The 22,572-nt window shown below is 46.9% G+C and carries 23 protein-coding genes; 1 reads left to right on the top strand and 22 read right to left on the bottom strand.

The window, feature by feature from the left end; translation table 11 throughout:
• Positions 1 to 14 precede the first annotated feature (14 nt).
• The 3 genes from ylqF to rplS form a co-directional block, all read right to left on the bottom strand.
• The gene (gene ylqF, locus BMW94_RS00365) at positions 15 to 878 is read right to left on the bottom strand and encodes a ribosome biogenesis GTPase YlqF (RefSeq protein WP_063564655.1); all 864 of its coding nucleotides are present in this window, start codon (positions 876 to 878) and stop codon (positions 15 to 17) included.
• Positions 879 to 1,044: 166 nt separating this feature from the next.
• Positions 1,045 to 1,665: a signal peptidase I gene (gene lepB / locus BMW94_RS00360; protein ID WP_090993456.1), complete on the bottom strand. Its 621-nt coding sequence runs from the start codon at positions 1,663 to 1,665 to the stop codon at positions 1,045 to 1,047.
• Positions 1,666 to 1,921: 256 nt separating this feature from the next.
• Positions 1,922 to 2,263, bottom strand: a complete 342-nt coding sequence (rplS, locus tag BMW94_RS00355) for a 50S ribosomal protein L19 (protein ID WP_024630190.1) — start codon at positions 2,261 to 2,263, stop codon at positions 1,922 to 1,924.
• 515 nt (positions 2,264 to 2,778) lie between these two features.
• Between rplS and BMW94_RS00350 the strand changes: the two genes are divergently transcribed.
• Positions 2,779 to 3,744 carry a polysaccharide deacetylase family protein gene (locus BMW94_RS00350; RefSeq protein WP_090993453.1) on the top strand — a complete coding sequence of 322 codons (966 nt, stop codon included), beginning with the start codon at positions 2,779 to 2,781 and terminating at the stop codon, positions 3,742 to 3,744.
• Between the two features lies 1 nt (position 3,745).
• Here the strand turns inward: BMW94_RS00350 and BMW94_RS00345 are convergent, their stop codons facing one another.
• The 19 genes from BMW94_RS00345 to fapR all read right to left on the bottom strand — a co-directional run bounded on the left by BMW94_RS00345 (position 3,746) and on the right by fapR (position 22,428).
• Positions 3,746 to 5,002, bottom strand: a complete 1,257-nt coding sequence (locus BMW94_RS00345; RefSeq protein WP_090993452.1) for a hypothetical protein — start codon at positions 5,000 to 5,002, stop codon at positions 3,746 to 3,748.
• A gap of 344 nt (positions 5,003 to 5,346) precedes the next feature.
• Positions 5,347 to 5,727 (bottom strand): VOC family protein, encoded by a 381-nt coding sequence (locus tag BMW94_RS00340; RefSeq protein ID WP_090993450.1) that lies wholly within the window; start codon positions 5,725 to 5,727, stop codon positions 5,347 to 5,349.
• Positions 5,728 to 5,920: 193 nt separating this feature from the next.
• Positions 5,921 to 6,688, bottom strand: a complete 768-nt coding sequence (gene trmD, locus BMW94_RS00335; protein WP_063564659.1) for a tRNA (guanosine(37)-N1)-methyltransferase TrmD — start codon at positions 6,686 to 6,688, stop codon at positions 5,921 to 5,923.
• Position 6,689: 1 nt separating this feature from the next.
• Positions 6,690 to 7,202, bottom strand: coding sequence for a ribosome maturation factor RimM (gene rimM, locus BMW94_RS00330; protein ID WP_063564660.1), 513 nt, complete (start codon positions 7,200 to 7,202; stop codon positions 6,690 to 6,692).
• Positions 7,203 to 7,357: 155 nt separating this feature from the next.
• Complete coding sequence (locus BMW94_RS00325) at positions 7,358 to 7,588, bottom strand: KH domain-containing protein (RefSeq protein ID WP_024630185.1); 231 nt, start codon at positions 7,586 to 7,588, stop codon at positions 7,358 to 7,360.
• Between the two features lie 23 nt (positions 7,589 to 7,611).
• On the bottom strand, positions 7,612 to 7,884 hold the full coding sequence (gene rpsP / locus BMW94_RS00320) for a 30S ribosomal protein S16 (protein WP_090993448.1): 273 nt from the start codon (positions 7,882 to 7,884) through the stop codon (positions 7,612 to 7,614).
• Positions 7,885 to 7,938: 54 nt separating this feature from the next.
• Positions 7,939 to 9,315 carry a signal recognition particle protein gene (gene ffh, locus BMW94_RS00315; protein ID WP_063564662.1) on the bottom strand — a complete coding sequence of 459 codons (1,377 nt, stop codon included), beginning with the start codon at positions 9,313 to 9,315 and terminating at the stop codon, positions 7,939 to 7,941.
• Between the two features lie 65 nt (positions 9,316 to 9,380).
• Positions 9,381 to 9,731, bottom strand: coding sequence for a putative DNA-binding protein (locus BMW94_RS00310; RefSeq protein ID WP_090993446.1), 351 nt, complete (start codon positions 9,729 to 9,731; stop codon positions 9,381 to 9,383).
• A 262-nt stretch (positions 9,732 to 9,993) separates the two neighbouring features.
• Complete coding sequence (locus BMW94_RS00305; protein WP_063564664.1) at positions 9,994 to 10,641, bottom strand: PAQR family membrane homeostasis protein TrhA; 648 nt, start codon at positions 10,639 to 10,641, stop codon at positions 9,994 to 9,996.
• Positions 10,642 to 10,778: 137 nt separating this feature from the next.
• Positions 10,779 to 11,792 carry a signal recognition particle-docking protein FtsY gene (gene ftsY, locus BMW94_RS00300; RefSeq protein ID WP_090993444.1) on the bottom strand — a complete coding sequence of 338 codons (1,014 nt, stop codon included), beginning with the start codon at positions 11,790 to 11,792 and terminating at the stop codon, positions 10,779 to 10,781.
• A 75-nt stretch (positions 11,793 to 11,867) separates the two neighbouring features.
• Positions 11,868 to 15,437, bottom strand: coding sequence for a chromosome segregation protein SMC (smc, locus tag BMW94_RS00295; protein WP_090993442.1), 3,570 nt, complete (start codon positions 15,435 to 15,437; stop codon positions 11,868 to 11,870).
• A gap of 189 nt (positions 15,438 to 15,626) precedes the next feature.
• A complete protein-coding gene (gene rnc, locus BMW94_RS00290; protein ID WP_024630178.1) occupies positions 15,627 to 16,325 on the bottom strand; it encodes a ribonuclease III in 699 nt (232 codons plus the stop codon).
• Between the two features lie 13 nt (positions 16,326 to 16,338).
• On the bottom strand, positions 16,339 to 17,577 hold the full coding sequence (gene fabF, locus BMW94_RS00285; RefSeq protein WP_090993440.1) for a beta-ketoacyl-ACP synthase II: 1,239 nt from the start codon (positions 17,575 to 17,577) through the stop codon (positions 16,339 to 16,341).
• Positions 17,578 to 17,757: 180 nt separating this feature from the next.
• Positions 17,758 to 17,991, bottom strand: a complete 234-nt coding sequence (gene acpP, locus BMW94_RS00280; RefSeq protein ID WP_024630176.1) for an acyl carrier protein — start codon at positions 17,989 to 17,991, stop codon at positions 17,758 to 17,760.
• A 151-nt stretch (positions 17,992 to 18,142) separates the two neighbouring features.
• Entirely contained in the window at positions 18,143 to 18,892 is a 750-nt protein-coding gene (gene fabG / locus BMW94_RS00275) for a 3-oxoacyl-[acyl-carrier-protein] reductase (RefSeq protein WP_053783767.1), read from the bottom strand.
• Between the two features lie 37 nt (positions 18,893 to 18,929).
• Positions 18,930 to 19,862: an ACP S-malonyltransferase gene (gene fabD / locus BMW94_RS00270; protein ID WP_090993438.1), complete on the bottom strand. Its 933-nt coding sequence runs from the start codon at positions 19,860 to 19,862 to the stop codon at positions 18,930 to 18,932.
• 27 nt (positions 19,863 to 19,889) lie between these two features.
• Positions 19,890 to 20,879, bottom strand: a complete 990-nt coding sequence (locus BMW94_RS00265; RefSeq protein ID WP_090994204.1) for a beta-ketoacyl-ACP synthase III — start codon at positions 20,877 to 20,879, stop codon at positions 19,890 to 19,892.
• A gap of 8 nt (positions 20,880 to 20,887) precedes the next feature.
• Positions 20,888 to 21,883, bottom strand: coding sequence for a phosphate acyltransferase PlsX (gene plsX / locus BMW94_RS00260; RefSeq protein ID WP_064639094.1), 996 nt, complete (start codon positions 21,881 to 21,883; stop codon positions 20,888 to 20,890).
• Entirely contained in the window at positions 21,880 to 22,428 is a 549-nt protein-coding gene (gene fapR / locus BMW94_RS00255) for a transcription factor FapR (protein ID WP_063564670.1), read from the bottom strand. Before fapR ends, plsX begins: the two co-directional genes overlap by 4 nt.
• Positions 22,429 to 22,572 lie beyond the last annotated feature (144 nt).

Genomic DNA, 22,572 nt, shown 5'->3' with positions numbered 1-22,572 from the left:
CAGTTGTCTCTTATTTAATAAGGAGCTTCCATAGAGAAACGTCCCATTTTGCCCGCACGCAGTTCACGCAGAAATGCTCGCGATGCCTTTTCCAAATCGATACGCCCACCACTTACAACACAACCACGTATACGACCAACCTGTTCCATAATCGCAACAACGCTGTCCGAATCATCCGCATCCTTGGAGAACTCCTGAAGCCCATATCGTTCCTCAAGAGAATCCCAGTAATAACGCATTAGATAACTGATGCCAAAAAAGGCGATGTCTTCTGCATTCAGAATCTCTTCCTTAATTGCACCTGTTACCGCAAGACGATAACCCACGTTTTGATCTTCAAATTTCGGCCAAAGAATACCCGGGGTATCCAGCAGTTCCATTTCTTTACCAACTTTGATCCACTGTTGTCCCTTCGTCACACCAGGACGATCTCCCGTTGCCGCAATGTTCCGTCCAGCTAGTCGGTTAATTAGCGTGGATTTACCCACGTTTGGAATACCAACAATCAGTCCACGAACCGCTCTCGGGTTAATCCCTTTAGCTATTTGACGATCAATTTTTTCTTTAAGGAGAAGCTTCGCTTGCGTTGGGATGTCTTTCACGTTGGTACCTGTTGAAGCATCTACAGGGAAAGCAGTGATTCCCTCTTTTTTGAAATATTCAATCCATTCTTGCGTCACTTTCGCATCCGCCAAGTCGGACTTATTCAACAAAATCATCCGGGGTTTGCCCTGTAAAATCTCGTCAATCATCGGGTTGCGGCTGGAGACAGGCAGACGGGCATCCAGCAGTTCGATGACCACGTCAATCAGCTTTAACTTATCCTGAATCTGGCGTCTGGCTCGGGTCATATGACCTGGAAACCATTGAATCGTCACCTTGTCTTCACCTCATTATTTGTTGATATACAAGCTTTTTCTACGACATGCACACCGCATCATTTCGCTGGCAAAACAATCTTAGATTTCTATTATCCCCAGATTAGTTCTGCCCTCTACGTTTTGGTGTACACTTTATATTTTGCTTATATATCCTGCATTCATATTAATGGTTAATCCATTTGATATCGCCGATCGGCCAGAAAATTACATCTGCACGACCTACAATATCCGTCAGTGACACATAACCGATCATCCGGCTATCCGTACTGTTTGGACGGTTATCCCCCATTACAAAAACATGACCTTCAGGTACTTTCCCATCCGGGAATTGCTCATTAGGGAAGTCCTTCACGTTATAGGTTCCACCGTTCGCTTCAGCAGCATCGATTGCTCCCTGAATGTAAGTCTCATCGACTTTTTTACCATTGACCAGCACCGTATCGTCCTGGACCTCAACGGTATCACCAGCGACAGCAATGACACGTTTAATGAAATCACGGCCCTCAGATGGAACGTGGAATACGATAACTTCTCCGCGCTGTGGCTCTCTGATATCATATAAAATTTCATTGACAATCACACGTTCACCTGTATGAAAATTCGGTTGCATGGAAGGCCCGTCCACAACAAACGGTTTGAACAGCAACCACCGAATCAAAATGACAAGTACTAGTGCGATCACGATGGCTTTGAGCCATTCGAAAATTTCATTTTTGGCTTTTTTGGATCGACTGCCTTTCTCTTCGACAGTATTGCCCTGGTCCTGTTGAACTTCCTGTTCCATTAATGATCTTCCTCTCTTCACAGTACATGTTATAGCAGTTTTTACACATCATCAGTTATGTAATCTTACACGCAAGCATTACCAGTACATTTAATCCACAATTCAAATGTCCTTCAATAACTGATTCCACAAGCCTCCCGGACTATTCGCGCGTGTGCCGCCATACCATTTTACTCGGAAGTGCACCTCCGGTTCAACTTTTCCCGGACAAAAACGAAAAGGGCTTGTCTCCAAGCCCTCCCCGGTATCCGTTATATTAACGAATTTCTTTAATTCTCGCTGCTTTACCGCGTAGTTCACGAAGATAATAAAGCTTCGCACGACGCACTTTACCACGGCGAGCCACTTCGATTCTATCGATTTTAGGGGAATGAAGCGGGAAAGCTCTTTCCACACCTACACCGTAAGAAATTTTACGAACTGTAAAAGTCTCACTGATTCCACCACCACGGCGTTTAATCACAACACCTTCGAACAATTGGATACGCTCACGAGTTCCCTCGATTACCTTAACGTGCACTTTCAAAGTGTCACCAGGACGAAAACTCGGAATATCTTTACGAAGTTGTTCTTGTGTAATCGCTTGAACGATATTCATCTATGACTCCCTCCTTCCGTACAGGCGTTCATACTTCTTCCAGAGAACACCTTGTCTCCTTCATTATCCATAGAGGACCGCCGTATTCCACATAACAGACTTATTGTATCACGCACCATAACAAAACACAAGGAAAATTAAACAAATTGCTGACGGAACTCTTTGGTTCTTCAATCGCCTTTAATCCTCTTTAGTTCCCTTTACTCCAATTAGTCGTTATCCGCTATAACAATCATCTAAAATACGTCCTGAATTCTATTATAGTCACATTACAATTCCATTAAACTACACCTGTCCATCCGTTTTTCTGCACAATTCCTTTGTGCACATCGAAGCTTCACCCTATGGATTGTCATAATTAGTATTCTTGAATAAGTCAAGGATTAGACGGAAAAAATACTGTAACTTTCTGTCAAGAAAGATCGTCTATGATATAGCTTGTTGGATTACGTGCTGATGCATCTAAATGTAATTCCACGAAGAAATGAAATGGCAAAAGGAGAACCAAACGAACTATGAAATACTTCAAAAAAATTGCTCTTGCTGCACTCGCATTACTCACTTGTACCATTACAATGTATGCTTACGCGGTAACTCATCCTACCAATGCAATGTCTCACAAAGCTTGCACGTCCTGGGATATGGTCAAACGTAAGGCATTTCTAATGTCTCACTCCGATTATTCCAGCAAACCTGCACTTGATCTGGCTACCTTTCACATCGCACAAGGTTCGGCTACTGAAGTACCTGTACTGATGTATCATTACATACAGCCCAAAATCAACAATCATGAAACAAACAACAAATCGATCATTAATCTGGAAGACTTCGAAGAAAACATGAAATATTTGCATGAAGAAGGGTACAACACAATCACACTGGAGCAGCTAGAGCAATACGTGAATGGACAGATCTCCCTGCCCAAAAAGTCCATTGTCATCACCTTTGATGATGGGTATCAGAACAATTATACTTTAGCCTACCCTGTGCTTAAAAAATATAATTTCCATGCTTCCCTGTTTGTGATCGGCAGCAAAATTCAGGATCAGCCTTCGGCTTTTGATCCAGCCAAAAAAACGTTCATCTCCAAACAGGAGATGTTGGCCGCTAAAGACGTCTTTGAGTTCAACAGCCATACCTATAATCTGCATCACAAGGGATATATGCGTTGCGGCGACAACGTGCCCGTCGGACTCGACACAAGCCTGCTGAATGATGACGTCAAGCTGATGAAAGAAACGGGTATTGATACGCCGTATCTTGCCTACCCTTTCGGTTATACCAGCACACAGATGATCTATCAGCTGCAGCAAAATGGGTATCGCATGGCCTTTTCCGTACGTTCAGGCTTTGTTCGACCTGGGGATAATCCCATGAAGCTCCCACGATTAACGGTTACGACAGGAACCGATTTGGCTGCATTGCTCCATCCTCAATCAGACCAACAGGACATCCTTCCTGTCGTAGAGATCAGTCATTAAGCTAGATTGAAACTTCCCCGCCTGGATAAAGAGTCGAGCTATACAGCCTTTTTGGCTGAAGCTGGGCTCTTTTTATGTCCAAAGAGGTTGGCGTGGTTACATCCATCACTGAGCTGGAATAGATCACGGCTTCATGTGCATCATAGATGATGATCTGTTCCCTTCCGCTCTGACACAAGTCGGCATGTACAGCGTAGCCCTCTTTCCCAAACACTGCAACCGTTTTCATATTACCATTAATCAAACCTGGCAGGACGCCCCCACCTCGGCGATAAGCCAGGATATAGTCAAGCCCGCTGTCATCCCAGTTGCGTACAGGCTCAATAATGGTTAACCAGCCACGAGTTTTACGATCTTCTTTCCAAAGTTCCTTTCCGTCGCTATCCAGCATAAACATTCCATCCTTACCATTCTCATCTCCACGAATAATCCGATCCAAGCCTGCAATCTGTAATCCTTGTCTTTCACTATAAAATTTCCCCAAAGCAATATGCTGTGATTCAATCGAATCCTCATAACGCCATTTTTCATTACCGTGCCGATCCATCATCACCGTGACACTGCCACCGATAACAATTTCAACTTCCCCGTCCTCATCCACATCGCCAAACCATATACAGTCTGCGTGATCCTCAAGATTCTGACAGGACCATAATAATGTCCCATCATGATCCAGCATGTCATACCCGGCCATCACTTCATCCTTGCCATCCCCATCAATATCGTAGACCCACGGAAAATGACCTATATTGCCTTCATGCTTCCACAACAAATTGAAATCGTGATCTAATGCCCATAACGTCTTATACCGATCCTTCAGCAGGATATCCATTGTGTGTTGGTCACCAGTCAGGTTTGCAAGAATAAGACAGTCATGCGCTTGCTCTCCAGGCAAATCATGACGTTTCTTTATCTCACCGGTACTTCCGTCCAGAATAAGAAATTGTTTGTTCATCACACACAGCACTTCATTATTTCCGTCCCCATCCCAATCTGCAATCTGAGCGGGATAGTCTGATCCTGGACCGCCTGCATCCGGATCCGGTGTTCCGACCTGCCACATTAATGTTCCATCCAGATCATATGCCGACAAACAGCATACCTGATGCGGAACGTAACGATCGTCTATGCCCCCATCTGCCTGCACCAACAGCATCTCCAGCCTGCCATCTCCATTCAGATCCCCCAGAAGCATCTTGCAGCGCTCTCCAGCTTCACAAATATCCACTCTGCCCACTTCATAAGGCTGATGATTCATACTCTTCCTCCTCAGCATGTCGTCTTCATACGCTTCTATATAAATTAAACTAAAGAATATTTACACTTACCACTCCGATGACAGAACAACCTTCCGATCGCTGTTATCCCCAGATTTTTTAAATTCTCTTTTTCAAATGGGAAAATCCGGTGATAAAGGCGAACGCTCCGCTTCTTCAGGTTATTTCTGTCCTCTCCGTTTCTCGTGTAAATGTTTAGTTTAGTTCAATTTATAAAGCTGAAATCACCATAAAGAAATCTTTCAGTTTATACAACCCCATTTCGGAACATGGAAAAATGTTCAAAACGGCAAAAGTGTTCAATAGTAGGAGTAAGCTTGTTGGCCTATGGCTTAATCCATTCCAGAAATTCAAGTCGATTTCCAAAGGGATCATTGATATAGAACCTTTTTACACCTTCGTCAGTCCGTGCTTCATCATCAATGACTTGAATATGGTTACGATTCAGATCGTCACGCAACGCATCTAAATTCTGTACGTGAAATGCCGGATGTGCTTTTATAGCGGGAACAAAATCTTTTTGCACTCCAATATGTACTTGATGCATGCCACATTGAAACCAAACACCACCACGTTTTCTCAACATTTCAGGTTTGCGAATCTCGTTCCAACCTAACACTTTATAAAAAAAATCACGTGCATCCGTTTCACACTCTTCTGGTGCAGCAAGTTGTACATGGTCAAGACCATAAAAGTGATAAGACATATATACGCCGCCTTTCGTTTCATTTGATGAAACTAAGTTTCATAATACACTTATATTTTATAGTATCTGCCAATGGAAATCCAGTTTTTTCAAATTATTCAATACAGAAAAAGACCAACCTATATCTCACAAGGCTGGTCTTTCAAGATTTCGAATGAGATTATTTTACGAGCTCAAACGAGATAATATCAAATTACTCTGCATTCTTTTCACGATCGGAACGAATCTTCTTTAGCCAAATCCGTTCTTTGTCCGTCAAATCCGCCGTCTCCAACATATCCGGTCTACGTTCCAGCGTGCGAAGCAAGGACTGCTCCCTGCGCCATGCCTCAATATTCAGATGATGTCCGGATAACAACATATCAGGCACCTTCATACCTCTGAATTCTGGAGGACGTGTGTAATGCGGGTATTCAAGCAATCCGGTACTGAATGAATCCGTTACAGCACTTGTCTCATTACCCAGTACACCCGGAATAAGGCGTACAATACTGTCAATTGCCACCATCGCAGGCAGCTCGCCGCCCGTCAGCACGTAATCACCAATCGACAATTCGTCCGTCACGAGAAACTCACGGATACGCTCATCATAGCCTTCATAATGTCCGCAAATAAAAATCAGATGGTCTTCTTGTACAAGCTCCTCTGCTTTTTTCTGTGTGAACGTCTCACCTTGCGGGCACATGAGAATGATACGTGGCGGTTTCATCGTTGCCGCAGCTTCGCCTCGCTGCTCTAATACATCCTCGACAGCAGCAAAGATGGGATCTGGCTTTAATACCATACCTCCACCACCGCCGTAAGGTGCATCGTCAACTGTATTATGTTTGTTGGTCGCAAAATTTCGGAAGTTTGTTGCTCCCAGAGATACAAGCCCTTTGGTTTGGGCTTTGCCCAGAATGCTGGTTCCGAACACACCGTCAAACATTTCCGGGAATAGGGTTAATACATCCACTTTCATGTTACAGCAGCCCTTCCATCAGGTGAACCTTGACTTGCTTCTCTGTAACGTCCACATCAAGAACAACATCATCAATAACCGGAAGCAGAATTTCTTTGCCTGCAGGCGTTTTGACAACCCATACATCATTCGCTCCAGGAGTCAAAATTTCAGAGATGGTTCCAAGTGTTTCACCCTCTTCGGTGATGACAGAACACCCAACGATTTGATGGAAGTAGTATTCACCTTCCTCCAGCTCTGCCAGATTCTCTTTTAGCACTTTGGCCATGCCGCCTTTAAATTTCTCTACTTCATTAATGTTGCCATACTCTTTCAGACGAAGAATATACATATTCTTATGCAAACGTGCAGATTCCACGTTAACCATGACTGGATGATTATCTGGTGTAAAGAAAAACAACTCTGCATTTTTCGCAAAACGTACTTCCGGGAAATCAGTTAAAGGCATGATTCTCACCTCTCCGCGAATGCCATGCGTATTGACGATTTTACCTACATTCATAAACTCTGCCATACTTTCCTCCTACAATCCATTCATATTGGTACTTATATGTGATGATCTCCCGCAGCCGTTCTGGTTACGGATCGTTCTTCGGATCACTGTGATTTAAGTTTCAGCATGCACGAAAAGGGGCTAGGACATGCATCCTAACCCCCTTTCGTATATCTTTAAGATATGATATCGACGGTTACCCGTTTATCCATCTTAACTGCTGCTGATGTGACGACTGTACGAAGAGACTTTGCGATTCGCCCCTGTTTACCAATTACTTTCCCAACATCGTCAGGATGAACGGTTAACTCATAAACGACAAGCCGGTCTTTCTCAACCGTCCGAACCGCCACATCTTCCGGATGATCGACCAAAGCCTTAGCAATTATGCTTACTAATTCTTCCATAGAGGACCCTCCGAATCAGCACCTTATTTAGTCAATTTAGACTCGTGGAACTTCTTCATCACGCCCGCTTTGCTCAGCAAGTTGCGGACAGTGTCAGATGCTTGTGCACCGTTTTGAAGCCATGCCAATGCTTTATCTTCATCGATCTTAACAACAGCCGGTTGTTCAACCGGGTTGTAGTAACCGATCTCCTCGATAAAACGACCGTCACGTGGGGAACGGGAATCCGATACCACTACGCGGTAGAAAGGAGCTTTGTGAGCACCCATACGTTTCAGACGAATACGAACTGCCATTTGAAAATTCACCTCCTTCAATGAAATCTGTATATCGTTCAGCTGCTCCCAGAATCAACGGAAAGGAAACTTCATTCCTTTGCCCAGACCCTTAAGCTGCTTCATCGCTTTATTCTTGCCGCCTTTAGGCCCCATCATATCCGAGAACTGTTTCATCATGCGGCGCATCTCATCAAACTGCTTGATCAAACGGTTTACTTCGGCCAGGGACGTTCCACTACCTGTAGCAATCCGCTTCCGTCGGCTATGGTTGATCATATCCGGGTTACGTTTCTCTTCGGTCGTCATGGAGTACACGATCGCTTCGATTCGTCCCATCTGTTTATCATCAACTTTCAGGTCCTTGGCTTGTTTCATCTTGCCCATACCAGGAATCATATCCATGATCTGATCGATTGGCCCCAGCTTTTTCACTTGATCCATTTGCTCAAGGAAATCTTCAAACGTGAATTCTGCATTACGCATCTTCCGTTCCATTTCCTTGGCTTTATCGGTATCAATGTTGGACTGTGCTTTCTCAATCAGAGAGAGCATATCACCCATACCAAGAATACGTGAAGCCATACGCTCCGGATGGAAAGGTTCCAGTGCATCAAGTTTCTCACCAAGGGAAGCAAACTTGATTGGGCAACCGGTGACTGCTTTAACAGAAAGCGCGGCACCACCACGAGTATCTCCGTCAAGCTTGGTCAGAACGACACCCGTCAGATTAAGCTGCTGGTTAAAGTGTTCTGCCACATTAACTGCATCCTGACCTGTCATGCTGTCTACGACAAGCAATACTTCATCGGGATTTACTACGCTGTGAATCTGACGAAGCTCTTCCATCAGTTCTTCATCGACATGCAGGCGTCCAGCTGTATCGATAATGACATAGTCATTGCCGTTGTCCTTGGCATGCTGCAGACCCTGACGTGCAATTTCTACAGGGCTTGTCTGATCTCCCAGTGTGAATACCGGCGCTTTGATCTGCTCGCCGAGCACTTGTAATTGCTTGATCGCTGCCGGACGATAAATATCTCCTGCAACAAGCAATGGTCTGCTATTCTGCTTTTGCAGCATCTTAGCCAGTTTACCGGATGTGGTCGTTTTACCTGCACCCTGCAAACCAACCATCATCAGTACCGTAGGTGGTTTGTTCGCTTTAGCCAGCTTCGACTGGCTTCCACCCATCAAATCCGTCAGTTCCTTGTTTACAATGTCGATAATGACCATTCCTGGCGTGAAGCTCTCCATCACTTCTTTGCCAACAGCCTTCTCTTTCACCTTGGCGATGAATTCCTTGACCACTTTGAAGTTTACATCCGCTTCGAGCAATGCCAGACGTACCTCGCGCATCGCTTCGGCAACATCTTCATCAGACACCTTGCCTTTGCCGCGCAGCTTGCTGAACACATTCTGCAATCGGGTCGTTAATCCTTCAAATGCCATGATCCCACCTCCTTAAGCTGTAATACTGTTTTCAGGACCGATACGTTTCGTTCAACTCTTACGAACTACTCTCTGAGCTGATGAATAATATGGTTTATTTGTTGGTTGTTATCAATGGAAACACCTGCGCGCTCCAATGCATTTTGCAAATCTTCAAGATTACGGTTGCGCCGTTCGTGCTTCTCCAGCAAGCCAAGCTTGCTTTCGTAATTTTCCAGCACTTGTTCGGCACGCTTGATATGCTCGTATACCGCCTGGCGGCTGATCTCGAACTCGGCTGCAATCTCGCCCAGCGAGAAATCATCATGAAAGTAATACTTTAGAAAAGTCTGCTGTTTCTCGGTAAGCAACCGTTCATAGAAAGCAAACAGCAAGTTGATCCGGTTTGTCTTCTCAAGCCGGTTTTCTTGACTCATAACGGGGCACTCCCTTCGTCAAGGAAAAACACTTTACACTCTTGCAACGTTCCTAATAATACCTAAAACAAATCAGGTTGTCAAGCAAAAATACTTGTCACAATAAAAACGTTCATTTTACACTCATTTTTCGTGCCTACAAGGTTGATCTTAGCCATTCATCTACAGTAGAATTCAGCCTGCTGTGTCCTTTATATAGAACAAAAAAAACGAATGGGTCTCCACAGATGGAGCCGATTCGTTTTACGCTATCTACCGTGTTCTAGCGAAGTGGTGTCAGGTACAGCAGTACCATAAAGAAATGAAGAATACTGCCTGCGAGCACAAACAGATGCCAAATCGCATGGTGGTACGGAAATCCACGCCACACATAAAACAGCGTCCCCAGTGTATACATCAGACCTCCAGCAACCAGCAGCACAATTCCGCCTGTAGGGATGGCAGTCATAAGCGGTTGCCAGGCAATAACGATGAGCCAGCCCATCGCAATATAGAAAATCGTGGACATGAACAGAAACCTTTTCGTAAAAAACGCCTTAAAGATTACGCCGAATAATGCGACTCCCCAGATTATACCGAACAGGGTCCATCCTAGTGTGCCGCGAACAGCAATAAACAAAAGCGGAGTGTACGATCCCGCAATAAACAAATATATGGAAGAATGGTCGAAAATCTCAAATAAGTCTTTCACTTTTCCATCTTTCCATGCATGCACGAGTGTAGAGCTCGTATAGAGCAGCAGCATGGTGATCCCGTAGATCGTGAAACTGACCACATGCCAAGCCGTGCCTTTCATACTTGCAAATACAATCAATATCACCAGTGCAGCTACACTGAGTGCAGCGCCGATTCCATGTGTCACCGCATTGGCGACTTCTTCACGGCGAGAATAGGTATGAGTATTGGCCATTTTCAACCGTCCTTTCTAACCCTTTAGCATTGCCTGCTTTATTCCCATTATACACGTATTGCCAGTGACATTACACGTGACACTTATCACGTATATCACTGGCAATACGGTTAACGCTATCCTATTTATTAATGATTCTAGGAATTAGCTTCCTCTTCTTCAGCACTTTCAGCTGGCTGTTCTTGAATCAATCCGGCAAACAACGCATGTACGAATTGCTCCGAGTCGAATGGCTGCAGATCATCAATTTTCTCACCCAGTCCGACCAGCTTCACAGGCAGATCCAACTCCTGACGAATTGCAACAACAATACCACCTTTGGCGGTACCATCCAGCTTCGTCAGTACAAGTCCAGTTACCCCGCTCTTCTCTCCAAAGAGTTTGGCCTGATTCAGTGCATTCTGACCTGTAGTTGCATCCAGCACCATTAATACTTCATGAGGTGCTTCCGGAATTTCACGTTGAATGACACGATAGATTTTGTTGAGTTCGTCCATCAGATTGGATTTATTTTGCAGACGGCCTGCTGTATCACAGAGCAATACATCAGCACCCCGCTGCTTCGCAGCCTGTACAGCATCATACATTACAGCTGCAGGGTCAGAACCTGATTGTTGCTTGATGACTTCCACACCAGCACGTTGTCCCCATACTTCAAGTTGTTCGATCGCTCCGGCACGGAACGTATCACCTGCTGCCATGATGACCTTTTTACCCTGCTGTTTGAAGCGATGGGCCAGCTTACCAATCGTTGTTGTTTTACCAACACCATTAACACCGACAAATAAAATGACCGTGATTCCATCCGGATTCATTTTCAGTTCATTATTCTGCTCGCCACGAAGCAAATCCGTCAGTTTTTCGGACAATACAGGCTGTAGTTCAGCCGCATCCTCAATTTTGCGTTTTTTGACCTCATCACGCAGATCTTCAATCAGTTTCATGACCGTATTGACACCTACGTCGGCTCCAATCAGAATCTCTTCCAATTCTTCATAGAATTCCTCGTCGATTTTTTTGCGACGGATAACGAGATCCGACACTTTTTCTACAAGGCCTTTACGCGTCTTTTCCAACCCGTCCTTGAACTGTTTGGTCACCGACTCCGTTTTGCTTGCAATGCTGTCTCTCAGCTTTTTAAAAAAACTCATAAAGCCCCTCCATCGTGTACATTTCTTAGTTTAAATGATATTAGATGAGTTCATGCGTGACAACCAACTCAAAGATTAGGCAATGACAGCTTCCTCATCTTCCAGTTTAACCGAAACGAGCTTGGATACTCCGCCCTCTTCCATCGTGACACCATACAGCACATCCGCTTCTTCCATTGTGCCTTTGCGATGTGTAACAACGATGAATTGTGTTTGTTCCGAGAACTCACGCAAATACTGGGCAAAACGCACCACGTTGGCTTCATCCAGTGCCGCTTCCACTTCATCCAGTACGCAGAACGGTACCGGCTTAACATGCAGAATAGCGAATAAGAGTGCCATCGCGGTCAACGCTCGTTCCCCACCGGATAATAGCTGCAGGTTTTGCAGCTTTTTGCCTGGTGGCTGGGCGACGATATCAATACCCGTATCAAGCAAACGCTCGGGGTCCATCAATACAAGATCCGCGCGCCCGCCGCCAAACAGCTTGGTGAAGACAGCGCCAAACTCCCGGCGAATCGCATCAAATGTTGCCTTGAATCGTTTGGCCATCTCGTCTTCCATCTCTCGAATAACCTGATACAACGTTGTTTTGGCTTCAACCAGGTCATTCTTCTGCGTGCTGAGGAACTCATACCGTTCGTTAACCCGCTGGAATTCCTCGATGGCTCCCAGATTGACGTCGCCAAGAGCTGCAATGCTGCGCTTCAGTTTCTGCACCTCAGCTTGTGTGCTCTCCACATCTTCAGGTACGGGATAACGCTCTTTGGCAAGTTCATAGCCGAGCTCATATTCATCCATCAGTTTGCGCAAAATATTTTCCAACTCAACATCAAGTCTGTTCACGGAAATTTCCGTTTGTCGCATCTGTTCCTCCACAGCTTTCAGCTGTGTGCGTTGTTCCTTCGTTTCACTCTCGGCAAGCTCAAGCTTCTTCGACAGCTCGCTTCGGGCAGCACGCTTGAAGTCCAGCTCCTGTGCGGATTCCGCTTTTTTCAGCTTGTATTGGTTAAGATCTTCAATCTGTTTAACACTCTCAGTCTCTGTTTTCTTCAGATCGGCTTCCATAGAGGCCAGCAACGTGCGGTTTTGACGAAGATCCTTCACCAGTGAATCCACTTCGCGCTCCAGACGCCGTAATTGCTCCTCGTTGGAGAATCGTTCCTGATCCAGTTTCCCCTCTCGGACTTTCAGATCAGTGAGTTGGGTCTGCAATTCCTCCTTCGCCGATTCATTCGCTTTACGCGCAAACTCTGCGGCATGAATGGCCCTATGAGTTGCCTTCTCTTCTTCCTCAAGCTGCTCCAGCTTCTTCACAGCGACATCGCGGGCTGTATCCATCTCTTTGATTTCTTCAGTAAACCCGCTCTTTTCCTGACCGGCTACAGCAACCTGTTCCAGTACGTGACGCAGCTCATGCTCAACCTGCTTCATTTCCATTGAAGCCTGCTGTTCAGCATTCCGGGTGTCATCTCCAGACTGACGCAGCTCGTCCAGCTTGTCTTGGCACTGCTCCAGTTGAGTTTTTACATCATCCACACTGCGATGAAGTTTTACGATCTGATTTTCGGTATCCAAAATATCCTGGTCCAGCTGGTCCAGCTGCCGTTTGCGGCTGAGCAGACTACCATTTTTCTTGTGCTGGCTACCACCAGTCATCGAACCACCTGCGTTAACCACATCGCCTTCCAGGGTTACGACCCGGAAACGATATTGGCAGCGAGCCGCGATCTTATTGGCATCCTCCAGCTTCTCCGCAATAATGACATTCCCGAGCAGGCTTCCAATGATCGCAGCATAACGTTCTTCATATTGTACGAGATCCGCACCAATTCCCACAAAACCATCCATGCCTTCGATCATCGAGCGTTCACCCGCACCAATGGTACGTGCACGAATAACATCCAGCGGGAGGAAGGTAGCTCTGCCCAATTGACGTTGTTTCAGAAAAGCAATTGCCTGTCTGGAAACCGACTCATTCTCCATGACAACATGCTGCAGGGAAGCGCCCATCGCTGTCTCTACCGCAAGCTCGATCTTCTCAGGCACTTTAACGAGCTCTGCAACGGCTCCATGAACCCCGTTCAGTGTACCTTTGCGTGATGCCTTAAGCACTTCTTTAACACCCAGCATGAAACCGTCAAAATCATCCTGCATTTCTTTCATTGTATCGCGACGGGAGACCTGGGCTTCACGCTTCTGCTCCCACTTACGGACCGTTCCCCTGCTTTCTTCGAGCAGCTTCTGCAACGATTGGAGACGTTCACTTTCCGTAATATAACCACTGCGCAGATCACTGATTTCCTTGCCCAAACGAACAACTTTTTTCTCAATCTCCGTTTTGCGGGCTTCCAGCGTTTCCTTCTGGCCTTCCCACTTGCCGGATTCCTCAGTCGCGCGATTCATTCGCCGTTCCAGCGTTTCTTTCTGTTGGTCCGCGTAACGAATTTCGTTTCGTGTCTGAGCCATCTGATTCATCAGTTCCAGCAAGTTGCCCTTAAGGCTTTCCTCCTGCTGTTGGCTAATGCCGCCAGTGACACCGATGAGTTTGGCCTCTTCTTCGGACAGGCGGTTTCTCACGTCACTCAGTTCCAGTTCAAGCTTGGTAAACTTCTCGCGTAATGCAAGTAACTCGGCTTCACGCTCTCGATGTCTCTCTTCACTCGCTGCAAGCGTTACTTTAAGCTGTTCCTGGTTCGTCTGCAGATGACGCGAACGCTCCTTGAGCAGTTCCCCGAGACCTTCACTTTTCTCCGTTGCTTCACTGAATTGCAATAAGGCCGATTGCAGCTGTTCCGTCTCCGTTTCCAGCGTACGCAGTGCATTTCGGTCACTTTCCAGCTTGGCATCATGAGTAGATACAATAGCCGCCAATCCGACTTCTTCCTGCTTCAATGATTCAAGTCGTTGGTTTGCTTTGCTCCAGGAAGCGTGAATTTGTTCGATCTGATACACATACATGGAGATTTCCTGTGATTTCAGCTGCCCCCGTAATTCCTTGTAGTGGATTGCTTTCTCCGATTGTTCCTTTAACGGACCAATCTGGTCTTCCAACTCGGTGACAAGGTCATGAATACGCAATAAATTCTGTTCCGTCTCATCCAGTTTGCGAGTAGCATCCCGTTTGCGAGATTTATATTTAACAATACCTGATGCCTCTTCAAAGATCCCCCTGCGATCCTCTGAACGGGTACTCAGAATCTCTTCAATTCGTCCCTGTCCAATAATCGAGTAAGCTTCCTTGCCGATCCCGGTATCCATAAACAATTCGGTAATATCCTTCAACCGACACGACTGTTTGTTGATAAAATATTCACTGTCTCCGCTGCGATGTACACGACGCGTTACCGTCACTTCACCAAAATCCAAAGCAAGCGCATGATCTTCGTTATCCAGCGTCAACGAAACTTCACCATAATTAACAGCCTTCCGTGCATCACTGCCGGCAAAAATGATATCTTCCATCTTGCCACCACGCAGTGATTTGGCGCTTTGTTCCCCAAGAACCCAGCGTATGCCGTCTGAAATGTTACTTTTTCCACTTCCGTTCGGGCCCACAACAGCGGTTATGCCACGAACGAATTCCATTTCCGTTTTGTCGGCGAATGACTTGAATCCACCCAGTTCAATCCGTTTCAAAAACATAGGGTTTCCCGTCACCTCCTCTTGCAAATTTCAAATGTTGCATTCAGCGCCTAGTTATCGAACAGGAAAAGAAAATCCTGATCCTCCTTACAAAAAAAAGAGCAAAAAGCAGTCCGGCCGATAAATTCCGCCAGGCGGACCCGCGGGCTGCTCTTTGCTCTTCGTTTGTCTATGCGCTTACGGTAAAGCTCAGGCTTCCGGAAGCTTCAGTCGATCCAGTGCTGCAGATGCAGCCTGCTGTTCGGCTTCCTTTTTGGAACGTCCTGTACCTCTGCCAAGCCGTTCTTGACCCATATGGACCTCGGAGACAAACTCCCGTTCATGGGCAGGGCCCCGTTCCTCAACAATACGGTATTCCAGCGCTCCCATATTGTGATGCTGAGTGAGTTCCTGCAATTCCGTTTTGTAATCGCTCATTTGCAGCTTGCTGCCCAGAACAATTAACGGAAATACATGCTGATCCAGAAATGTCCGGACAGGCGCCAATCCCTGATCCAGATATAATGCACCGATGAAAGATTCAAACACATCCGCTAACAAAGCCGGTCTAGTTCGTCCTCCCGTCAGTTCCTCACCTTTACCAAGAAGTACATACTGCCCAAAACCCAACGCTTCAGCAAATTTGACGAGGGAAGGCTCGCAGACAATGGATGCCCGCAGCTTAGTTAATTCACCTTCCGGCCGGTTAGGAAACAAGTGATACAAGTATTCCGACACAGTCAGTTCCAGTACCGCATCGCCTAGAAACTCCAGACGCTCGTTATCCTGATGCTGACTGAACCGGTGTTCGTTTACATAAGAAGCATGGGTAAACGCTTGTTTTAAAAGCTGCCTGTTGTCAAATTTGATTTGAAGTTTGTGTTGTAACTGCTTCAGATCTTCACTCAAACGAACTAGCCCCTTATGCTTCAAATTTTTTGAGAATAATGGTGGCATTGTGACCGCCGAACCCAAATGAATTGGACATGGCAATGTTGACTTTAGTTTGACGTGGAACGTTTGGAACATAGTCCAGATCACATTCCGGGTCCTGATTTTCCAGGTTGATTGTTGGAGCAAGCGTCTGATGTGTCAGCGACAATCCGCAGATTACGGCTTCCACGCCACCAGCAGCACCAAGCATATGACCTGTCATCGATTTGGTTGAACTCACTGCAAGCTTGTACGCATGATCGCCAAACGCTTTTTTGATCGCAAGCGTTTCGGATCTGTCACCTACAGGTGTTGATGTACCATGTGCATTGATATAGTCCACTTCTTCTGGTTCGATACCCGCATTACGCAGAGCCATCTTCATGCAACGAGCTGCTCCGTCCGGATCAGGCTCCGTCATGTGATGTGCATCGCCAGTGAGACCGTAACCAATTATTTCGCCATAAATACGAGCACCACGTTTTTGAGCATGTTCAAGGGATTCAAGGATCAGAACTCCCGCGCCCTCACCCATAACAAACCCGTCACGTTCTGTATCAAAAGGACGGCTCGACTTCGCCGGATCATCATTACGTGTAGACATGGCACGCATCGCGCAGAACCCGGCCAGACCGGTTGGTCTAATGGTTGCTTCCGCACCGCCACAAATCATGGCATCCGCATCACCGTTTGCAATCAGCTTGAAGGAATCTCCAATGGAGTGCGTTCCTGTAGCACATGCCGTTACCACGTTGATGTTAGGACCTTTCGCCCCGAGAGAGATCGACATTTGGCCAGAAGCCATGTTGGAGATCATCATCGGAATGAAAAATGGGCTTACGCGTTTAGGACCCTTTTGCAGCAATGCATTATGTTGGTCCTCCCAAGTGCCCAATCCACCAATACCCGATCCGATGGATACACCAAAACGCTCTGCATCAATGTTCTCGTCAATTTTCAGACCACTGTCTTCAACGGCTTTGAAGCCAGCTGCTACAGCGAACTGAACAAAACGGTCCATTTTGCGTGCATCTTTGCGATCCATGTATTCTTCCGGGTTGAAATCCTTGATCTCGGCTGCAATTTGAGTGGTGTATTCACTTACATCAAACGCCTCAATCTGAGAGATTCCGGACTTGCCTGCCATTAAACTGCCCCAGAACGTTTCCAAATCTTTTCCGAGCGATGTCATTACGCCCATTCCGGTAATTACAACTCTTTGTTTCAAACCGACTCACCTCTATATCGACTGCATTACGCAATTATTTTGTGGGAAAATCCGCAAGCAGACGTCTAGCCAAGCATGATCCAAAGATCCGTTGGACCAGAGCCGCTTGCGGAATGAGAAAAACCAATGAATGATGAGAAGTCCCGCCTGTTCGAAAACAGGTGCGGGACTGAATTGACTTTAGGTATGAGATTGTATGTAGTTTACAACTTCACCTACGGTCGTGATTTTTTCTGCATCTTCATCAGAGATTTCCAAATCGAATTCATCTTCCAATTCCATGACCAATTCCACTACATCCAAAGAATCAGCACCCAAATCTTCTTTGAAAGATGCTTCAAGTGTAACTTCAGCTTCGTCTGCGCCCAAGCGGTCGACGACGATGCGTTTTACACGCTCCAATACATCGGACATCCGGTTCACCTCCTCCTTGGTATTATACGAGAATCGCAGGCAAAATGCCATAGAAGACATATGCGGCTCCCGGCCGGGGAACCCGGCCTTTTTCCGGCATTTCGGATCGTCCAGCGCCTGTTCCCCGACTATTGTTCAAGTCCGGGAAGAATTACATGTACATGCCACCATCAACATGCAGTGTCTGCCCTGTCATATAAGATGAAGCTTCTGAAGCCAGGAACGTGACAACACCGGCGATTTCATCCGGTTGGCCCAGACGGGACAACGGAATACCGTTCAACATGTTGTCCACGATCTCCTGGGACAATTCCTTCGTCATATCGGTCTCAATAAATCCTGGTGCAACGCAGTTAACTGTGATGCCACGGGAGGCAAGCTCACGAGCAGATGCCTTCGTCAAACCGATGACCCCTGCCTTGGCAGCAACATAGTTTGCTTGTCCAGCATTTCCAAGCACACCCACAACAGAGGAGATATTGATAATTCTACCAGACCGTTGCTTCATCATTGGACGTGTAACCGCCTTAAGACAGTTAAACACCCCTTTGAGGTTGGTTTCGATCACCTGATCAAATTCCTCTTCTTTCATACGCATGATCAGATTATCACGGGTAATTCCAGCATTGTTGACTAGAATATCAACGTTGCCCCACGCCTCAATCGTAGCTTTGACCATCTGTTCGGCTTCGTCCATCTGGCCCACATTCGCTTGAATCGTAATGGCCTGGGCACCTTTGGCTCGAATCGCTTCCGCTACTTCCTCAGCTGCAGCCTGACTGCCCGCATAATTCACGGCGACGTTGGCGCCAGCCTCAGCCAAAGCGAGTGCAATACTGCGCCCAATACCACGGGATGCACCAGTAACGAGCGCATTTTTGCCTTGTAATGGTTTAGACATAATCATTCCTCCTTTCCCCAAATCTAATCATGGTTAATCAAATTAGTGCAGCTGCCGTTGCTTCGAGCGTCTCAAGACTGTTCACATTGTACATTTTAACGGTTTTATCTGTTTTTTTAATCAAGCCTGTTAACACACTGCCAGAACCAATCTCTATAAAGGTATCCACACCTTGCTCAATAAGCCATGTCACACTGTCTTCCCATAAAACCGGAGAATAGACCTGAGCTGTCAACAAATCCTGAACCTTACCGTCTTCAACAGGTCTTGCAGTCACATTCGCGACTACAGGGATCGACCCAGGTGAGAACGAAACAGTTTTCAGTTTCTCAGCCAGCTTCTCTGCTGCATCCTTCATTAAGGAAGAATGGAACGGACCGCTTACTTCAAGTGTGATGGCACGTTTGCCGCCGGCTTCCTTGACCCGTTCAGCGACAGCAGCTACCCCTTCCTTCACACCGGAAATCACGATTTGTCCCGGGCAGTTGATGTTGGCAAGTTCAACGGCATGACCACTTTCGGATACGTCCCGGCAAAGCACCCCCAGCGCTTCCCGATCCGCACCCAATACCGCAGCCATTGCACCCTGTCCACCAGGAACAGCCTGTTCCATATATTGACCGCGTGCCCGCACAATGCTTACCGCATCTGCGAACGAAAGAACGCCCGCAGCGACCAGTGCACTGTATTCACCCAGACTGTGTCCGGCCGTATAATCAGGCTGAATTCCTTTTTCTTTAAAAGCCTCAAGCAAGGCAATACTTGCTGTCAACAGAGCCGGTTGTGTATTCGATGTCTGTTTCAGCTCGGTCTCTGGTCCCTCAAAAATAAGATTGCTCAGCGAGAAACCTAGCGTTTCATCAGCTGTACGAAAAATCTCTGTTGCCGCAGGCACAGACTCATATGCGTCCTTGGCCATGCCCACAGCCTGCGATCCCTGTCCGGGAAATACAAATGCTATTTTACCCATCCAATTCATCTCTCCCAGCTGTCTAGTTTACCAAACGAGTACCGATGCGCCCCACGTCAATCCGCCGCCGAAACCAACCATAAGCACGGTATCTCCGGCTTTCATGCGGCCTTCTTCAGCAGCTTCTACCAGAGCAAGCGGAATGGAAGCCGCAGATGTGTTGGCGTATTTATCCACGTTGACTACAACTTTCTCTTCAGGAAGCTCAAGCCGCTGCATTGCAGATTGGATAATCCGGATATTGGCTTGGTGAGGAACAAACAGATCCACGTCCGTACGTTCCAGGCCAGCCTTGCGCAGAACTTCGATTGTCGCTGTACCCATCACCCGTACTGCAAATTTAAACACTTCACGGCCATTCATGTAAATGTAATGTTTTTTGTTCTCAACCGTTTCTACGGATGCAGGCAGACGGGAACCTCCGCCCTCCATTTGCAGCAGGCTTCCGCCCGCACCTTCAGCTCCGAGATCGAATGATTTAAATCCACGGCCTTCCGGCACTTCACCAACGATAACCGCACCTGCGCCATCGCCAAACAGCACACAGGTATTACGGTCGGTATAGTCAGTAATGCGAGACAAGCAATCTGCACCAATCACAAGTGCATTGTTATACATGCCGCTTTGGATGAAGCTCGTTGCTGTTGCCAGACCGTATACAAATCCGGAGCAGGCAGCAGACAAGTCAAATGCCGCAGCGCACTTGGCACCCAGCTTATCTTGCAAAATGCAAGCAGTAGAAGGGAATGAAGAATCCGGTGTAATAGTTGCCACAATAATCAGATCCAGATCACTGCCAGTCATGCCAGCAGACTCAAGTGCTTTGATAGCTGCCTCGTATGCCAGATCCGAAGTCGCCTGATCTGGTGCAGCGATGTGACGCTCCTTGATTCCTGTACGACTGACGATCCACTCATCATTCGTATCGACCATTTTCTCCAAATCGCTGTTTGTCAAAATTTTCTCAGGTACATATTTACCTGTACCGATAACCCCTACCGGGCGCAAATTATTCATGTCATCACTCACTTCCCGCTAATTTCCTTAGATATGCTCTCCACCAATTGGTTCTGTACTGCAATCCGTGCTTGGCGCACAGCATTTTTGATGGCATTGCCATCAGCCGATCCATGACTTTTCACCACAAGTCTGCTCAAACCGAGGAGTGGTGCACCACCATGCTCGGTATAATCCAGTTTCCGTTTCAAACCGCGCAGCTCAGGCATAAGCACAGCAGCAGCCAGTTTGCTTTTGAGCGATGATGAGAATTGTTCCTTAAGCAGAGCGAAAATGGCACCTGCTGTGCCTTCGAGCGATTTCAGCAATATATTTCCGGCAAATCCATCACATACAAGCACATCACATGCGCCTGTAAGAACGTCACGAGCCTCTACGTTACCAACAAAACGAATCGGAAGTTGCTCCAGCAACGGATAGGCATGTTTGGTCAACTCATTCCCCTTACCCGGCTCCGTTCCCACATTGAGCAGGCCAACTCTTGGCGACGCGATTCCCTGAACTTTTTGCCGATACAAGCTTCCCATCAGACCATACTGTGCGAGGTGCTCCGGTTTGGCATCCATATTCGCACCGAGATCAAGTGCTAGTACACCCACATCATCGATCGTTGGAATCATGGGCGCAAGCGCCGGGCGCTCAATCCCTTCCATACGGCCTACTACAAGCAAGCCGGCAGTCATCAGTGCTCCGGTATTGCCCGCAGAGATCATGGCGTCTGCTTCGCCTTCCTTAAGCATACGACCTGCAACCACCATGGAGGCATCCTTCTTACGACGGACTGCCTTTACTGGTTCATCATCCGAACCGATCACTTCGGAAGCATGCCGAATCGTCAGATTAGCAGGTTTGGCACCTGACTGACTCAGAAGAGGTTCCAGCTTGGCTTCATCGCCGACCAGGACGATCTGTGTATCCGCCCATTCCGTAGCCGCGGCGATCGCACCTTCTACTGTTGCCGCAGGTGCGTTATCGCCTCCCATGGCATCAATGACGATTTTCATCCCAAATGACCTCCTTCTACGCTGTCTTCTCCACCTGAATGGTAGATTACAAAGTTGCCTTGAAACACCATTTCTTCACCTACATAGGTGAACACTTCTACTTTGGCTTTGCCCTTTTGACCCGGAATCGATCTCACATAGGCCTTCGCAATACATTTCTCGGCCAAATGAACCGAACGAACAAAACGAATGTCTGCGGACGCCGTCAAAGCAATCTCGTCATTAATAACGGCTACAGCCAACGAGTTGGCCTGTGCAAAAACATAGTGTCCCCGAGCAATGCCCGTTCTCGAAAATACGTGTTCTTCCTTAATCTCAAACAAGGAAATCCCGCTCTTGTCCAGTTGCAAGTCCACAATATCACCGATAATCTCATGCAGGGGCAAGGAGCGCACCTGATCATAGGAACGCTCCGCCATCAGTTTCATTCGCTCCCGAAGCTCGGGAATCCCAAGCTCCAGTCTGTCGAGACGAATCGTCTGAATACTCACCTTCAATTGGCGTGTAAGTTCCTGATCCGTCACAAACGGGTTGTCTTCGATCATTTTGGTTAACTGCTGCTGCCTCTGTCTCTTCGGTACACGTTCGATGCCTGACACCCCCCGCTGTATCGTTTAAGGAACCGCCTAATCCGGTCAGTTCAATATATTCTTTCACATTGCTTCTATAGTTGCATCCCTGTTCAGCAG

This window comes from Paenibacillus sp. OK003 (genome assembly GCF_900109515.1).
Taxonomy (GTDB): Bacteria; Bacillota; Bacilli; order Paenibacillales; family Paenibacillaceae; genus Paenibacillus; species Paenibacillus marchantiae.
The sequence above is the reverse complement of the archived record's forward strand: the minus strand, read 5'-3'. Positions and strand labels throughout refer to the sequence as shown.

Bases quoted from the DNA above. Each gene is read 5' to 3' on its own strand.
- rplS (WP_024630190.1), bottom strand. From the start codon at position 2,263: ATGAATATCGTTCAAGCGATTACACAAGAACAACTTCGTAAAGATATT.
- ffh (WP_063564662.1), bottom strand. From the start codon at position 9,315: ATGGCATTTGAAGGATTAACGACCCGATTGCAGAATGTGTTCAGCAAG.
- trmD (WP_063564659.1), bottom strand. From the start codon at position 6,688: ATGAAAGTGGATGTATTAACCCTATTCCCGGAAATGTTTGACGGTGTG.
- fapR (WP_063564670.1), bottom strand. From the start codon at position 22,428: ATGATCGAAGACAACCCGTTTGTGACGGATCAGGAACTTACACGCCAA.
- BMW94_RS00350 (WP_090993453.1), top strand. From the start codon at position 2,779: ATGAAATACTTCAAAAAAATTGCTCTTGCTGCACTCGCATTACTCACT.
- acpP (WP_024630176.1), bottom strand. From the start codon at position 17,991: ATGTCCGATGTATTGGAGCGTGTAAAACGCATCGTCGTCGACCGCTTG.
- BMW94_RS00340 (WP_090993450.1), bottom strand. From the start codon at position 5,727: ATGTCTTATCACTTTTATGGTCTTGACCATGTACAACTTGCTGCACCA.
- fabD (WP_090993438.1), bottom strand. From the start codon at position 19,862: ATGGGTAAAATAGCATTTGTATTTCCCGGACAGGGATCGCAGGCTGTG.
- BMW94_RS00265 (WP_090994204.1), bottom strand. From the start codon at position 20,879: ATGAATAATTTGCGCCCGGTAGGGGTTATCGGTACAGGTAAATATGTA.
- fabG (WP_053783767.1), bottom strand. From the start codon at position 18,892: ATGTCTAAACCATTACAAGGCAAAAATGCGCTCGTTACTGGTGCATCC.
- ftsY (WP_090993444.1), bottom strand. From the start codon at position 11,792: ATGAGTTTTTTTAAAAAGCTGAGAGACAGCATTGCAAGCAAAACGGAG.
- BMW94_RS00345 (WP_090993452.1), bottom strand. From the start codon at position 5,002: ATGAATCATCAGCCTTATGAAGTGGGCAGAGTGGATATTTGTGAAGCT.
- BMW94_RS00305 (WP_063564664.1), bottom strand. From the start codon at position 10,641: ATGGCCAATACTCATACCTATTCTCGCCGTGAAGAAGTCGCCAATGCG.
- BMW94_RS00310 (WP_090993446.1), bottom strand. From the start codon at position 9,731: ATGAGTCAAGAAAACCGGCTTGAGAAGACAAACCGGATCAACTTGCTG.
- rimM (WP_063564660.1), bottom strand. From the start codon at position 7,202: ATGGCAGAGTTTATGAATGTAGGTAAAATCGTCAATACGCATGGCATT.
- plsX (WP_064639094.1), bottom strand. From the start codon at position 21,883: ATGAAAATCGTCATTGATGCCATGGGAGGCGATAACGCACCTGCGGCA.
- lepB (WP_090993456.1), bottom strand. From the start codon at position 1,665: ATGGAACAGGAAGTTCAACAGGACCAGGGCAATACTGTCGAAGAGAAA.
- smc (WP_090993442.1), bottom strand. From the start codon at position 15,437: ATGTTTTTGAAACGGATTGAACTGGGTGGATTCAAGTCATTCGCCGAC.
- rpsP (WP_090993448.1), bottom strand. From the start codon at position 7,884: ATGGCAGTTCGTATTCGTCTGAAACGTATGGGTGCTCACAAAGCTCCT.
- BMW94_RS00325 (WP_024630185.1), bottom strand. From the start codon at position 7,588: ATGGAAGAATTAGTAAGCATAATTGCTAAGGCTTTGGTCGATCATCCG.